The sequence below is a fragment of the Hydrogenophaga sp. genome (assembly GCF_051860785.1).
In the GTDB taxonomy this organism is placed as follows: Bacteria; Pseudomonadota; Gammaproteobacteria; order Burkholderiales; family Burkholderiaceae_C; genus Hydrogenophaga.
On sequence record NZ_JBIMLB010000015.1, the window covers coordinates 63,337 to 76,481 of the forward strand.

15 protein-coding genes and 1 pseudogene are annotated in these 13,145 nt (G+C 66.3%); 3 read left to right on the forward strand and 13 right to left on the reverse strand.

Translation table 11 applies throughout. The features are described from left to right. The first annotated feature begins 34 nt into the window (after positions 1–34). The gene (locus ACTIF6_RS18450; RefSeq protein ID WP_439589387.1) at positions 35–457 is read left to right on the forward strand and encodes an Hsp20/alpha crystallin family protein; all 423 of its coding nucleotides are present in this window, start codon (positions 35–37) and stop codon (positions 455–457) included. 6 nt (positions 458–463) lie between these two features. Here the strand turns inward: ACTIF6_RS18450 and ACTIF6_RS18455 are convergent, their stop codons facing one another. From ACTIF6_RS18455 to purU, 4 genes are all read right to left on the reverse strand, one after another. Further along, entirely contained in the window at positions 464–1,717 is a 1,254-nt protein-coding gene (locus tag ACTIF6_RS18455; protein WP_439589388.1) for a S1C family serine protease, read from the reverse strand. Positions 1,718–1,728: 11 nt separating this feature from the next. Further along, the gene (locus ACTIF6_RS18460; protein ID WP_439589389.1) at positions 1,729–2,298 is read right to left on the reverse strand and encodes a DUF2846 domain-containing protein; all 570 of its coding nucleotides are present in this window, start codon (positions 2,296–2,298) and stop codon (positions 1,729–1,731) included. Between the two features lie 82 nt (positions 2,299–2,380). Next, a complete protein-coding gene (locus ACTIF6_RS18465; RefSeq protein WP_439589390.1) occupies positions 2,381–3,250 on the reverse strand; it encodes a LysR substrate-binding domain-containing protein in 870 nt (289 codons plus the stop codon). After that, complete coding sequence (gene purU / locus ACTIF6_RS18470) at positions 3,247–4,095, reverse strand: formyltetrahydrofolate deformylase (RefSeq protein ID WP_439589391.1); 849 nt, start codon at positions 4,093–4,095, stop codon at positions 3,247–3,249. Before purU ends, ACTIF6_RS18465 begins: the two co-directional genes overlap by 4 nt. A gap of 125 nt (positions 4,096–4,220) precedes the next feature. On the opposite strand from purU, the gene ACTIF6_RS18475 reads away from it, so the two are divergent. Further along, positions 4,221–5,561 carry an aspartate aminotransferase family protein gene (locus ACTIF6_RS18475; RefSeq protein WP_439589392.1) on the forward strand — a complete coding sequence of 447 codons (1,341 nt, stop codon included), beginning with the start codon at positions 4,221–4,223 and terminating at the stop codon, positions 5,559–5,561. Between the two features lie 9 nt (positions 5,562–5,570). Here ACTIF6_RS18475 and ACTIF6_RS18480 read toward each other — a convergent pair whose 3' ends face one another. Next, positions 5,571–6,386 (reverse strand): ChaN family lipoprotein, encoded by an 816-nt coding sequence (locus ACTIF6_RS18480; protein WP_439589393.1) that lies wholly within the window; start codon positions 6,384–6,386, stop codon positions 5,571–5,573. A gap of 53 nt (positions 6,387–6,439) precedes the next feature. Between ACTIF6_RS18480 and ACTIF6_RS18485 the strand changes: the two genes are divergently transcribed. Then, entirely contained in the window at positions 6,440–7,525 is a 1,086-nt protein-coding gene (locus ACTIF6_RS18485; protein ID WP_439589394.1) for an AbrB family transcriptional regulator, read from the forward strand. Positions 7,526–7,588: 63 nt separating this feature from the next. On the opposite strand, the gene ACTIF6_RS18490 is transcribed toward ACTIF6_RS18485, so the two are convergent. The 8 genes and pseudogenes from ACTIF6_RS18490 to ACTIF6_RS18525 form a co-directional block, all read right to left on the reverse strand. Continuing rightward, entirely contained in the window at positions 7,589–7,762 is a 174-nt protein-coding gene (locus ACTIF6_RS18490) for a hypothetical protein (RefSeq protein ID WP_439589442.1), read from the reverse strand. A gap of 106 nt (positions 7,763–7,868) precedes the next feature. Next, positions 7,869–8,030, reverse strand: a pseudogene (locus ACTIF6_RS18495) (UxaA family hydrolase); the annotation flags it as partial. A 45-nt stretch (positions 8,031–8,075) separates the two neighbouring features. Then, positions 8,076–8,417 carry a hypothetical protein gene (locus ACTIF6_RS18500; protein ID WP_439589395.1) on the reverse strand — a complete coding sequence of 114 codons (342 nt, stop codon included), beginning with the start codon at positions 8,415–8,417 and terminating at the stop codon, positions 8,076–8,078. Then, entirely contained in the window at positions 8,414–9,304 is an 891-nt protein-coding gene (locus ACTIF6_RS18505) for a 2-hydroxy-3-oxopropionate reductase (RefSeq protein WP_439589396.1), read from the reverse strand. Before ACTIF6_RS18505 ends, ACTIF6_RS18500 begins: the two co-directional genes overlap by 4 nt. Then, on the reverse strand, positions 9,301–10,080 hold the full coding sequence (gene hyi, locus ACTIF6_RS18510; protein ID WP_439589397.1) for a hydroxypyruvate isomerase: 780 nt from the start codon (positions 10,078–10,080) through the stop codon (positions 9,301–9,303). The genes ACTIF6_RS18505 and hyi overlap by 4 nt, the downstream gene beginning before the upstream one ends. Before the next feature lie 15 nt (positions 10,081–10,095). Beyond that, positions 10,096–11,007 (reverse strand): dihydrodipicolinate synthase family protein, encoded by a 912-nt coding sequence (locus ACTIF6_RS18515; protein ID WP_439589398.1) that lies wholly within the window; start codon positions 11,005–11,007, stop codon positions 10,096–10,098. 34 nt (positions 11,008–11,041) lie between these two features. Continuing rightward, a complete protein-coding gene (locus tag ACTIF6_RS18520) occupies positions 11,042–12,007 on the reverse strand; it encodes a Bug family tripartite tricarboxylate transporter substrate binding protein (RefSeq protein ID WP_439589399.1) in 966 nt (321 codons plus the stop codon). A 97-nt stretch (positions 12,008–12,104) separates the two neighbouring features. Further along, positions 12,105–13,139 (reverse strand): aldo/keto reductase, encoded by a 1,035-nt coding sequence (locus ACTIF6_RS18525; RefSeq protein ID WP_439589400.1) that lies wholly within the window; start codon positions 13,137–13,139, stop codon positions 12,105–12,107. Between the last annotated feature and the right edge of the window lie 6 nt (positions 13,140–13,145).

The following is a 13,145-nucleotide window of genomic DNA, read 5'->3' on the forward strand; positions in this document are numbered from 1 at the left end:
GGTGCCTGTCCAACCCATTTTCAGGAGTCTTGTCATGAACAGTCTGATTGCACGCCGTGGTTTCCTCGACGATTTCTTCCGCGATGTCGGCCCCGGCTTCTACGTCAAACCCCTGCATGGTGATGCGCTGCCCACGCAGATCCGCATCGACGTGAAGGAAACGCCCGAAGCCTACGCGGTGGAAGCTGAAGTGCCAGGCGTTGCGCGTGAAGACATCCAGGTCACTGTGGACGGTGGCGTGGTCACGCTGCGCGCCGAGGTGAAGCAGCAGGACCGGCAGACCGAGGGCGAGAAGGTGCTGCGCAGCGAGCGCTTCTACGGCGCGGTCACACGCAGCTTCCAGTTGCCTCAGGACATCGACAACGCGGGTGCGCGCGCGAAGTACGAGAACGGGGTGCTGCAACTCACACTGCCGAAGAAATCGGCGTCAGCCAGCCAGCGCCTCACGATCGAGTGAAGCGGTTCACTCGGCGCGGATGCTGGTGAGCTCTAAAACCTCGTTGACAAAAAACGAAGTAAAGCCAACGCCACCACGTGAGAGCGCATCGAAACGCACCACGCGCCCGATTTCGGGCGCGTACCACGCGTTGGCTTCGTAGGGGGCCGACGATGCCATCGTGCTGAATCCCCTGCGAGTGAAGCCTTTGAAGGTCACGCGCACGATGGTCAGTTCACGCTCACCTATTCGCACGGTGGACTCTTCGGCCGCTTGGGCCGTCAGGTCCATCTCCGTAAACCGGTCCAGTGCGGGCACCTTGTAGTTCAACTGCCACGTGGCGCCGCGCTGGGGTGTCTTGCTGACCCAGCCGCCGGGCGGCATGGCGAAGTCGTACTCGCCACCGATCGGGTTGCCGCGCGTGATCACCTCACCGTTGTTGCGCTCCACGCGGTTGCCCTGATTGAAGATGCGGGTGTCGCCTTCGGTCCGGTCGAGCTTGTAGACCACCGTCTGCGTGTTGCCAGTGCTTCGATCACGCAATTTGTACTCGAACACACGGTCGCCGGTGGGCGCTACCGCTGCGGCGGTGGCGTTGGCCATGGTCGTGGCCTTGGTTCGCTCCTGGCGTGCAGTCAGTGCGGCCTGCGCGCGGGCGGGCACCTCCGCAATCCAGGTGGCCGGCAGCGCGAAGTTCAGGTTCTGGCCTTCCTTGATGTAGAAGGTGGTGATGCCGATCAGGCGGCCTTGTGCGTCGAACAGGCCACCCCCGCTGGAGCCGGCCGATATGGGCACCGTGATCTGCAGTGCCGTGAAGTCGTTGGTGTCGCTGCGTCGAATGCCCGACAGCAATCCATCGCTGATGGTGGTTTCCAGGCCACGCGGGTTGCCGATGGCGTAGACCCGGGAGCCCACGCGCAGGCTGTCGGCCGACGCCATGGTGACGGCCGGCGCATTGAAGTTCGCCACCTTGAGCTGGCACAGGTCGCGCTCGGTATCGGGATGTTCCAGCGTGGCGCCGTACGTGACGTTCTCGCGCGAGACTGTCACGCGCTTGGCGCGCGTCAGCACATGGCAATTGGTGATGAGCGAGCCCGCACCAATCACCACTGCGCTCCCCTTGGCCATGAGCCGGTCGGAATCGTCGTGTGCGTTCACCACCCACACGCTGGGCGCGACGCGTTCGAAAAGCACCTCCGGCGCCAGGGCGGTGGAGGGCTGAGCCTGGGCCCAGGCGGTGGTGAGCATCAGGCTGGTGGCCAGCAGGGTGCGGCGTGACATGGGTCTTCCTTTCAGCGAGCGGGGAGCAGGCCGCTCAGATCGTCCAGCGTCACCTGGCCGGGCGGTGAGGCGCGTCCGGGCGCAGGACCTGAGGGAAGGGCGGCATCGGCCTGGCGCGAGCGCGCCTGCCCTGCGACCAGGGGCACTGCGCCCGTATAGGCCAGCCCGCCCAGTTGCGGTACGGCGGTCGCGGGCGACTGAATCGTCAGCCGGGGGTGGCCGACGAACAGCCCCAGGGAAATGCCGAACTGAACGTACACCGTGGCGCCCTCCGTCAGCTCCAGTTCGGCCGTGGTGCGGACCTCGGTGCTGGAGGTGAGGGTGTAGCGGCCAGCGGCGCGGTCGACGAAGAAGAAGCCTTCGGGCTGGGCCTTGCCGATCAACTCTTCGTTGAGCTTGATTTCGGGCTGAACCGCGGCGCCCGCGCCGCCGAGACGGTAGACCAGCACGCGGCCATACCCAGGCCGCAGGTTGGGAAAATTCGACTCGACCTCTGCGTAGCGCGGGCCTGTGGCCGCACAGCCCGTCAACACCACCACAGCTGCCAGCAGCAGCCATCGAAAACCTCGAAACATGCTCATCTCCCCCTCGGTATGGAGCGAGGAAGAATGTAACACTTCGGTTACGTTTTGGTGTGTCAGCGCGGTGTCGGGCCTGTTGGATTCACCCCACGCTGTGGCGTAACCATTGCGCGAAAGCCGCGCATTCCCAGCGGTCCATCGTGCCGGTGCGCCAGCACAGGTGGTGGGCGTGCGGGCTGGGCACGTGGCGCTCGTAGAGCGGCACCAGCGTGCCCTGCTCCAGCCAGGGCGCTGCCAGTTTCAGGCGCACGAGGGCCACGCCCATGCCGGCTGCCGCCGCGTCGCACATGAGGCCGATGTCGTTGAACTGTGAGCCCTCGGTGGGCTCGGGCCAGTCCAGCTCATGCGCGGCGAACCAGGTGCGCCAGGGATCCAGCGGACTGCGCAGCAGCGGCACCCCCTCCAGGTCTCGCGCGGTGTCGAAGGGACCGTGTTCGCGCGCGAACGACGGCGAGGCCAGCGGTGTGATCTCGTCCTTCATCAGGCACACGTGCTCCACATCCGCATAGCGGCCGGTGCCGAAACGCACCATCAGATCGGCGTCTTCGGCCACCACGTCCAGCAGCGGGATGCTGACCTGCAGCGTGAGGTCGATCTCGGGATAGCTTTCGATGAACTGTTTGAGGCGCGGCAGCAGGATGGACCGCGCGAACGTGGGCGTGACCGCCACGCGCAGCTTGCGCCGCCCGGGCGCGGCATTCTGGCTGGGAAAGCGTTGCAGCGAGGCCAGGCCTTCCCGCACGTGGGCCAGGTACTCGCTGCCCTCGGTGGTGAGCGAAAAGTCGGCCCGGCCGAACAGTTTGGTGCCCAGGATCTGCTCGAGCTGACGCACCCGGTGACTGACCGCGCTGGGCGTGACGTTGAGTTCCTCCCCCGTCTGGGTGACGCTGCGCAACCGCGCCAGGGCCTCGAAGGTGAGGAGGCACTGGATGGGAGGAATCCGGATGGTCACTTGAAGACAACTGTCTTGTGACCATTGAGGAGCACCCGGTGCTCGCTGTGCCACTTCACCGCACGGGCCAGCACCTGGCTCTCGGTGTCGCGGCCCAGGGCGGTGAGGTCTTCCACCGTGTCGGTGTGGTCCACGCGGGCCACGTCCTGCTCGATGATCGGACCCTCGTCCAGATCGGCCGTGACGTAGTGGGCGGTGGCACCGATCAGCTTCACGCCACGGTCGTGTGCCTGGTAGTAAGGCTTCGCACCCTTGAAGCTCGGCAGGAAGCTGTGGTGGATGTTGATCGCCTTGCCAGAGAGCTCGCCGCACAGCTCGTTGCTCAGGATCTGCATGTAGCGCGCCAGCACCACCAGTTCTACACCTTCGCCCCGGATGATTTCCAGCTGTTTCGCCTCGGCCTGCGCGCGCGTGGCGGCGGTCACGGGGATGTGATGAAAGGGCACGTTGTAGCTGGCCGCGAGCTGGTAGAAGTCGCGGTGGTTGCTCACGATGGCGCGGATGTCCAGCGGCAGCAGGCCGCTCTTCCAGCGGAACATCAGGTCGTTGAGGCAGTGGCCTTCCTTGCTCACGAAGATCACCGTGCGCACCGGCTCGGCCAGCGGATGCAGGCTCCATTGCATGGCGAACGTGTCGGCAAACACGCGCAGGTGCACGCGCAGATCGTCCTGCGTGAGCTGCGCACAGGCGAACTGCACGCGCATGAAGAACAGGCCGGTGTCGTGGTCGTTGTACTGCGCGGCTTCCTCGATGTTGCCGCCGTGTTCGAACAGAAAGCCGGAGACGGCGTGCACGATGCCCGGACGGTCCGGGCAGGACAGGGTGAGGACGTAGGTGTGTTGCATGGCCCTCGCATTGTCGCAGCAGCACCCGGTGGGCCTGCCCTCAAGGCCTGCAGTGGCGCCATGCAGGGCGCCTGGGCGGTGACACAATCCGGGCGTTGAACACTTTTGTTTGAGGAGACCCGCCCATGGCCTACAACGAGCTTCGCATGGACAACCAGTGGTTGCCCTTCACCCCCAACCGCGCGTTCCAGAAGGATCCCCGCATCTTCGTGGCGGCCGAGGGCATGCACTTCACCACGCACGACGGGCGCCAGGTGATCGACGGCATATCCAGCCTGTGGTGCGTGGGCGCCGGCCACAACCGCAAGCCGATCAACGAGGCGATCAAGAAGCAGCTCGACACGCTGGACTACGCCACCGCCTTCAGCGTGAGCAACGACAAGGCCTTCCGCGCGGCTGAAATGATCGCCGCCATGGCGCCGGGCGACCTGAACAAGGTCCTGTTCTGCAACTCCGGTTCGGAGGCGGCCGACACCTCGATGAAGGTGGCGCTGGCCTACCACCGCGCGCGGGGGGAAGGCCACCGCAACCTCTTCATCGGCCGCGAGCGGGGTTACCACGGCGTGGGCTTTGGCGGCATGAGCGTGGGAGGCATTCCCGCCAACCGCAAGGTGTACGGCACCAGCCTGCTGCCACGCGTGGACCACCTGCGTTTCATCCACGATCCGGTGAAGCACGCCTATGTGCACAACGCCGAGCCGGTGTGGGACGAGGACCTGTTGCTGGAACTGGAGAACCGCATCCTGCCGCTGCACGACCCCAGCAACGTGGCGGCCGTGATCGTCGAACCGGTGGCCGGCAGCGCGGGCTGGTACGTGCCGCCACAGGGCTACCTGAAGCGGCTGCGCGAGATCTGTGACAAGCACGGCATCCTGCTGATCTTCGACGAGGTCATCACCGGCTTCGGTCGCCTGGGTTCCGCGTTCGCGTCCGACCACTACGGCGTACAGCCCGACATGCTGAACTTTGCCAAGGCCGTCACCAACGGCGTCATCCCGCTTGGCGGCGTGGTCTGCACCGACCGGATCTACAACGCCATGATGGGCGCACACGGCAGTGCGCCCGACCACGCGATCGAGTTTTTCCACGGCTACACGTACTCCGGCCACCCGGTGGCGTGCGCGGCGGCCATCGCCACGCTGGACCTGTTCCGTGAAGAGAAGCTGTTCGAACGCGCCGGCGAGATGGGCCCGGTGCTGGGCGATGCCATGCACAGCGCGCTCAAGGGGTTGCCCAACGTGATCGGCATCCGCAGCTACGGCCTGGCCGCCGCGGTGGAACTGGCGCCGCTGGCAGGCATGCCCGGCAAGCGCGCCTTCGACGTGTTCATGGACTGCTACCACCACGGCGTGCTGGTGCGCAACGCGGGCGACAACCTGGTGTTTGCGCCGCCTTTCATCGTGGAGCGCTCTCACATCGAAATGATGGTCGGCACGCTGGCCGACGCCATCAAAAGAGTGGCCTGAGGACGCGGATCAGCGAGGGGCCATGCGCTGGCGCAGCTCCGCGCAGTGGTCGCGCGGGGGCGTGGCTGGCGTAAGCCAGATCGCATCGGCGGACCGATCTTCATCTTTCGCTGAACCCGCCTGCGCCATCAGCACCCGGTGGCTCAGTGTGACAGGCAGGTACAGCGGCACACCCAGATCGCGCCGCACATGGCCGTTGCCGGCCACCAGCACCACCGTCTTCCCCGGCCCCGCGCGCTCAACGGCATTCACCAGCGTCTGCGCCATGGCCCGGTCGCGTGCCAGCTGGATGCGCGTCATGGGCGCGATCTGTCCTTCCGCCAACAGGCCGCAATGGCCTTCGCGGATCGCCTCGCGCTGCGCTTGCAGCACCTCGGGGCGGATGAGGTCGTCCAGCGCTGCTTCGCCCATGGCCTCACGCGTGCGGGCGCGTGGCAGGTTGCCGCCCACCACCGGCGCACCCGCGCGCACCGCGGCCATGACCACCGGGGCGTAGACGGCCCAGGGCCAGCCGCCATCGGACTTCCAGCCCAGGGCTTCGCGCGCCTGGTCTTCGCCGGCATCGGTGGGCAGGCCCAAGGTGTCGCGCCCTTGTTCGACCATCTCCATCACCACGCCACCCAACTGACCTCTTGTGGCCAGCGCCAGCACCACGTCGCGTTGCAGCGCCTGGTGTTCCGCCGCGTCGTGCTGTTCGCCGATCAGCAGGGCCTGTGAGGGCAGCACACGATCCAGCAGGGCGGGCACGGACGCGGGGGGCTGGCTCGCGCAGGCCGTCAGCAGTGAGACGGTGAGGGTGATGAGGAAAGCGGCTCGGCAGATCATGCGTGGATACTACGGGCTCACTTGTCCCTTGTGCCGCCTCTGCCTGCTCCCGCGTGTCCTTCCTTTCTGCCTTCGGCCCGGGTTCGTGGCCGCGCGTTCTGTTCACCCTTCTGCTCGCCCTGGCCGCTGCGTGCTTGTGCCAGTGGCTGAACACGCCGATTCCCTGGATGATCGGTCCGCTGGTGGTCACCTCGATGGTGACCATGCTGGGCGCACGCACCGAGAGCTGGGCGCCGCTGCGCAATGCGGGCCAGTGGGTCATCGGTGTCGCGCTGGGTTTGTACTTCACGCCGGAAGTGGGGGCGCTGGTGGCCAGCCTCTGGTGGGCCATTGCCCTGGGCATTGTGTGGGCACTCCTGCTGGGCCTGGGGTTCGGTGCCTGCCTGGCCCGATGGCATGCGGGGCACCTGACTGCGCTCTCGCCCGCGCAGCTTCGCAGCACCACCTACTTCGCTGGTGCCATCGGCGGCGCGTCCGAGATGACGCTGATCGCCGAGCGCCAGGGCGCGCGCACGGACCTGGTGGCCGCTTCGCACAGCCTGCGCGTGCTGCTGGTGACCTTGACGATTCCCTTCGCCATGCAGTTCTGGGGCTTGAGCGGGCTGGACACCCTGCCGCCGAGCATTCGCGAGGTGCAGCCCTTGGGCCTGCTCGGACTGGCCGCGCTCACGCTGACCGGTGCGCTGCTGATGCAGCGTCTGGGCCGTGCCAATCCCTGGTTCATGGGGGCGCTGGTGGTCACCATGGGTGTCACGCTGTGCGGCTTCACGCTTTCGGCCATCCCGCAAGCCTTGTCCAACGCGGCGCAGTTGGTGATCGGCGTGAGCCTGGGTGTGCGCTTCACGCCCGCGTTCGTGCACACCGCGCCGCGCTGGCTGGCTTCGATCGTCTTTGCCACCGTGGTCATGATGGTTCTGTGTGCTGGCTTTGCGTGGGTGCTGTCGGCCCTGACCGGCCTGCACCCGGCCACGCTGGTGCTGGGCGCGGCGCCGGGCGGCATCGCCGAAATGGCCATCACTGCCAAGGTGCTGCAGCTCGGCGTGCCTGTGGTCACCGCGTTCCAGGTGTGCCGGCTGGTGGCGGTGCTCATCCTGGCCGAGCCGGTCTACCGCTGGTGGGACGGGCGGCAGCGCCGCTGAAAAAAGCCCCCGCAGGATCGCATCGGGAAGGTTGCGGCAGAGGCGTGCGCCTCTGCTAAGGATTCAAGCCTGCGCAGGCGGGAGGGTGATACCGCATGAGGTCGCCCAGGCCGCCACGCCAAGCGCAGGGTTGGCCGAGAGGGATGAGAACGCGTCCGAGCCCCCGCATTGCAGCCCTGCTGTGAGGTGGGCCGCCGACATGCGCTCGCGCCTGACGCGATTGGCTTGCGGCAGCATGGCCTGGATTCTGGCGATGCCTTCCTCGATGCTGCGCCGGGTGCCGCCCGACCACCAGTGCACCGGCCACGTTGGGGTGGCGCAGATAGCCTCCGAGCGTGCGGCGCAGCACCTGCATCGGTTCTCCTGTCATCTCCATGTCGCACCCGCTGGCATGCGTGAACACGGCAACGCCGTCCACTTGAGGAAAGTCGGCCAGCCTCTCGGCTGTGAAGGCGTCGGCGATGGCATGGGCGACGGTCGCGGAGCAGTTGACCGTCGACACCACGGCCAGGTAGTTGCGCGTGCCGACCCGGCCGTCTTCGCGCCGCAGTCACAGGAAGGTGCGCCGTGCGGTTTCCGGCACCAGATCGATGGGTCGGTATTCAGTGCCGATGTCGTGCGGGCGCTCGAATTCACGGAACTCGATGTTCGTCCCGGAGAGCAGTGTGCCGGCAGGGATGTCGCTGGCCGTGAAGCCGATGGTGGCAAGGCACTTCACGATCGGTTCGCCGTGTTGCAGATCGCGCCGCGCCAGCTTGTGACCTGCCGGGATGGGCTTGCGTGTGACCACGGCACCGGCAGGCAGTTCGGTTCGGGCGACCAGGACGTTGTCCTCGGGGTGCAGCAGGAACACGGGCGGTGGATCCGCACCGGATGAGGAGCCTGGTTTCATGGTGCCGCCGCATCGACGGTGTGTGCCGCCATGGCTTCCAGAGCCTGCACCATGGCCGAATGGTCGAGCGCGGCGGCGCCCTGGGCCGTGGCGCTGCTGAACATCTGTTGCGCAAGGGCCGTGGCGGGCAGGCCAAGGCCCAGGTGCCTGGCGCTTTCGAGCGCGAGACCAAGATCCTTCTGGTGCAGCGCGATGCGGAACCCCGGCTCGAAGCGGCGCTGCAGCATGCGTTGCCCATGGACTTCCAGCACACGGGATGCCGCGAAGCCCCCCATCAGCGCCGCGCGGACGCTGGCCGGGTCTGCCCCTGCCCGCGCTGCGAACAGCAGCGCCTCGCTCACGCCCTGGATGTTGATCGCGACAATCATCTGGTTGGCCACCTTGGCGATCTGGCCCGCGCCCACTGGTCCGATGCGGTTGATGTTGCGTCCCATCAAGGCCAGCAGGGGTCGGATGCGCTCGAAGACGATCTCGTCGCCACCCACCATGATGGTCAGGCTGGCGCTCTTCGCCCCCACCTCACCGCCTGATACCGGAGCGTCCATCCAGATGACGCCCTTTTGCGCGGCATGGAGCGCGAATTCGCGCGTGGCGATGGGCGATATAGAGCTCATGTCCACCACCACCTGGTCGGCCACCAACGCCTCGCCAATGCCCTGCGACCCATGCAGCACGCCCTCCACATCCGGGGTGTCGGGCAGCATCAGGAAAATCACTTCGGCCTGTGCGGCAACGTCGCGGGGCGAGCCGCAGGTCACGGCACCCGCTGCCTGCAGGTCTTCGGGCACACCACTGCGGCTGTGCGCGAACAACCGGTGGCCCGCCGCGAGCAGGTGCTGCGCCATCGGACGGCCCATGACGCCCAGACCGATGAAACCGAGTTTCATGCGGCCTCCTTGGATGCAGCGAGCCAACCCAGGCCCTGCGTCGTGGTGCCGGAGGGCTTGTACTCGCAACCGACCCACCCGTCGTAGCCGATGGTGTCGAGATGGCGAAACAGGAACGGGTAGTTGATTTCCCCGCTGCCTGGTTCGTGCCGCCCCGGGTTGTCGGCCAACTGCACATGGGCGATGCGGTCGAGATGCGTTTCCAGTGTGCGGGCCAGGTCGCCTTCCATGATCTGCATGTGGTAGATGTCGTATTGAAGCCAGGCGTTGTCGATGTCTTCGATGAGTGCGCGCGCCTGCGTGGTGCGGTTCACGTAGAAGCCTGGGATGTCGCGCGTATTGATGGCTTCCACCAGCAGGCGGATGCCCGAGGCGGCAAACTCGCGCGCAGCGTGGCGCAGGTTGGACCGCAGCGTGGCGCGCACTTCGTCGTCTGGCACACCGGTTGGGGCGATGCCCGCCAGGCAGTTGAGTTGCCGGCAGCCCAGGGCCTGCGCGTAGCGCAGCGCAGCGTCCACGCCGGTCCGGAATTCGGCCTCTCGCCCCGGAATGCAGGCCACACCGCGCTCACCCGCTGCCCAGTCACCTGCGGGCAGGTTATGCAGGACCTGCTCCAGTCCATGATCAGACAGCCTCGCAGCGAGTTCGCGCGCATCGAAGTCGTAGGGGAAGAGGTACTCCACGCCGCGGAAGCCCGCGCGCGCGGCCGCCTCGAAGCGATCGAGGAAAGGGAGCTCACCGAAGAGCATGCTGAGGTTCGCTGCAAAGCGCGGCATGGCGACCGATCTTCCTCAGCGGCCGGCGGCGAACTCAAGCACGGGCGCCAGCGCTGCCTTGATCGCGGCCTGCTGTGAGGGCGATGCCTCCGGCGTGGGTCGCAGTGTGTGGCCGGTGGGCACGCCTTGCAGGGCCAGGGTGTATTTGCACAAGGCCACGCGGTTGTCTGCGTATATGGCGTTCCACAGGGCCAGCAGACGGTTGTGCAGCGCCAGCGCGTAGCCATGGTCACCTGTGTGCACGGCATCCCACAGTCGCACGCAGGCGGCGGGCACCGCCGACGTGAGCATCGAGATCAATCCGTGTGCGCCAAGAGCGACGCAGGGGTACAGCAGTGAATCCACCGCCGCGTAGATACGGTCTTCTGGTCGTGCACCTATCATCAGATCGGCCAGTGCCTTGAGGTCGCCTGCGCTCTGTTTGACGCCGACGACGCCCGGCACATCCCGCATCAGGCGCAGCAGTTGCGCCGGGGACAGGTAGTTCCAGGGAATGACGTTGTAGATCAGGATCGGAATGTCCGTCGTTTCGCTGATTTCCTCGAAGTGCCGGCGTGTCGAATCCTCGTCGGTCTTGTAGATGTAGTGCACAGGTGTGACCTGGAGCGCGCAGATGCCGGTGGCCTTGACGGCCTCGACGCGCCGGATGGCGTCGCGCGTGCTGTTCGCGATGACGCCGGCGATGACGGGAATGCGCCCGGCGGCTTCCTCCATTGCGATCTCCACCGAGCGTTGCAGTTCGTCCGTCTCGAGTGTGTAGCCCTCGCCGGAGCTGCCACCGACCACCAGGCCGTGCACGCCCTGACCGATCATGAAACGGGCGGTCTCTCGCAGGGCCGCGTCGTCGATGCCGCCTTGAGCGTTGAACGGTGTCACCAGCGGCGGAATGATGCCCTGGATCTGGGAGGGCGTGAAATTGACGGTCATGGAAGTCCTGTTGAAGTGAATGCGAAGGCCGGGTTCATTCCGGCTGGATGCCGGCGATCTTGACCAGGCGGCCGAAGAAATCGATCTGGGTTCGGATGTACTGACCGAACTCCTCCGGTGTGGAGCCGGCGGACTCCAGGCCGAGCTGGCTCAGCTTCTGCTGCACGACGGGATCGGCCAGCGCCTGCCGCGTGGCGGCGTTGACCTTCCGGATGATGTCGGGCGGCGTACCCGTCGGTGCCAGCACGCCGTTCCAGGTGGATATCTCGTAGCCGGGCAAGACTTCGGCGATGGCGGGCACGTCGGGAAACATCGGAAGCCGCGCAGAGGTAGAGACGCCCAGCGCGCGCAGCTTGCCGCTCTGGACGTGCTGCAACACCTCGAGCGTGGGGTTGAACGAGGCGAGCACCTGGCCGCCGAGGATGTCCCCCACTTGCTGGGCGCCGCCGCGGTAGGCCACGCCGAGCAGCTCGACACTGGCCATGGACTCGAACAGCACACCGGCCATGTGAGGCCATGAGCCTTTGCCTGCATGGGCATAGCTGACCTTGCCCGGGTTCTGACGAGCATGGGCGATGAAGTCCCTGAGCGTCGTGGCGGGGAATGATGGCTGTACGACCAGCATGCCGGGGCTGATCGACACGCGGGCGATCGGCGCGAAGTCCTTCATCGGATCGTAGGGGAAGGACTTGTAAAGGTGGACGTTGGTGGCCAGCGGCCCGCTGCTCAGGTAGCCCAGCGTGTAGCCGTCGGGTCGCGCCCGGGCCACGGCGGTGGCGCCGATCGCGCCCGCTGCTCCGGTGCGGTTCTCCACCACCACAGGCTGGCCCAGGATCTCTCCGATCTTCTGGGCCATGATGCGGCCCGAGACATCGTTGTTGCCGCCGGCCCCGAACGGGATGATCAGTGTGATGGGCTTGTTGGGATAGTCCTGCGCGGAGGCCCCCATCGAGAGGGCTGCACCAAGGCAGAGGGCGAGGATTCTGGCGATCGATTTCATGAGCATGTCTCCGGGTTTTTGGAATGCAGGCTCATGTTAGGAAACAAGCTGCAGGCGTGCCCGGACGATTTTTCCGGTCGCTGCCCATCGGCAGACTTCAGCTGTGACCCAGCACCGGGTGCGGCAGGTAGGGGGCTTCGATTGCCTCGATCTCGGCCGCATCCAGCTTCACGGCCATCGCGGCGTGCGCTTCCTCGAGTTGCCAGGCCTTGCTCACCCCGGCGATCGGCGCCGTGATTCCCGGGCGCTGCAGCAACCACGCATAGGCCACCTGCGCGGTCGAGACGCCGCGCGCCTGCGCGACGCGACTGGCCGCCTGTGCCACCGCGAAGTCCTCGGGCCGGTAGAAGCGTTGCTGGGCGATGTCGTCCGTCTTCGCGCGCGAGGTGTCGCCCGGCGATGCCTGCAAATCGTCCCGGCTGCGGGTGCCGGCCAGGAAACCGCGTGCCAGCGGACTGAAGGGGATCAGACCCACGCCGAGGTCGCGGCACAACGGGATCATTTCCCGTTCCTCTTCCCGATAGGCCAGGTTGTAGTGGTTCTGCATCGACACGAAGCGAGTCCAGCCGTGTCGTTGCGCGAGGTATTGCGCCTTGGAGAACTGCCAGGCCCACATGCTCGATGCGCCGATGTAGCGCACCTTGCCCATCTTCACGATGTCGTGCAGCGCCTCAAGCGTCTCCTCCATCGGCGTGTCGGGGTCGAGCCTGTGGATCTGGTAGAGGTCGATGTAGTCGGTACCCAGGCGCTTGAGGCTGGCATCCACGGCATGGAAGATGCGTTTGCGCGACAGGCCCCGGTCGTTGGGTCGACGAGGCGGTTGGTGGGTGCTGGCGCGCGCGGGGTTGTGGTCCATCTGCACGGGATGGAACACCTTCGTCGCGATGACCACTTCTTCCCTGCGCCCGAACTCCCGCACGAATTTTCCGGTGAGCTCTTCCGAGACGCCGGCCGAGTACATGTCGGCGGTCTCGAAAAAATTGAACCCCAGTTCGAACGCCCGACGCACGATCGGCCGTGCCATCTCCTCGTCCAGAATCCAGGGTCTCCAGGTGGGCGAGCCGAAACTCATCATGCCAAGACACAGGCGCGAGACTTGCAGGCCGGTTTGGCCCAGAGGCAGATATTGCATGGTTGG

Excerpts from the sequence above, each read along its gene's own strand:
- purU (WP_439589391.1), bottom strand. The coding sequence starts at position 4,095 with ATGCAACACACCTACGTCCTCACCCTGTCCTGCCCGGACCGTCCGGGC.
- hyi (WP_439589397.1), bottom strand. The coding sequence starts at position 10,080 with ATGCCGCGCTTTGCAGCGAACCTCAGCATGCTCTTCGGTGAGCTCCCT.
- ACTIF6_RS18480 (WP_439589393.1), bottom strand. The coding sequence starts at position 6,386 with ATGATCTGCCGAGCCGCTTTCCTCATCACCCTCACCGTCTCACTGCTG.
- ACTIF6_RS18490 (WP_439589442.1), bottom strand. The coding sequence starts at position 7,762 with ATGCTGCCGCAAGCCAATCGCGTCAGGCGCGAGCGCATGTCGGCGGCC.
- ACTIF6_RS18515 (WP_439589398.1), bottom strand. The coding sequence starts at position 11,007 with ATGACCGTCAATTTCACGCCCTCCCAGATCCAGGGCATCATTCCGCCG.
- ACTIF6_RS18460 (WP_439589389.1), bottom strand. The coding sequence starts at position 2,298 with ATGAGCATGTTTCGAGGTTTTCGATGGCTGCTGCTGGCAGCTGTGGTG.
- ACTIF6_RS18525 (WP_439589400.1), bottom strand. The coding sequence starts at position 13,139 with ATGCAATATCTGCCTCTGGGCCAAACCGGCCTGCAAGTCTCGCGCCTG.
- ACTIF6_RS18520 (WP_439589399.1), bottom strand. The coding sequence starts at position 12,007 with ATGAAATCGATCGCCAGAATCCTCGCCCTCTGCCTTGGTGCAGCCCTC.
- ACTIF6_RS18455 (WP_439589388.1), bottom strand. The coding sequence starts at position 1,717 with ATGTCACGCCGCACCCTGCTGGCCACCAGCCTGATGCTCACCACCGCC.
- ACTIF6_RS18475 (WP_439589392.1), top strand. The coding sequence starts at position 4,221 with ATGGCCTACAACGAGCTTCGCATGGACAACCAGTGGTTGCCCTTCACC.
- ACTIF6_RS18505 (WP_439589396.1), bottom strand. The coding sequence starts at position 9,304 with ATGAAACTCGGTTTCATCGGTCTGGGCGTCATGGGCCGTCCGATGGCG.
- ACTIF6_RS18450 (WP_439589387.1), top strand. The coding sequence starts at position 35 with ATGAACAGTCTGATTGCACGCCGTGGTTTCCTCGACGATTTCTTCCGC.
- ACTIF6_RS18500 (WP_439589395.1), bottom strand. The coding sequence starts at position 8,417 with ATGAAACCAGGCTCCTCATCCGGTGCGGATCCACCGCCCGTGTTCCTG.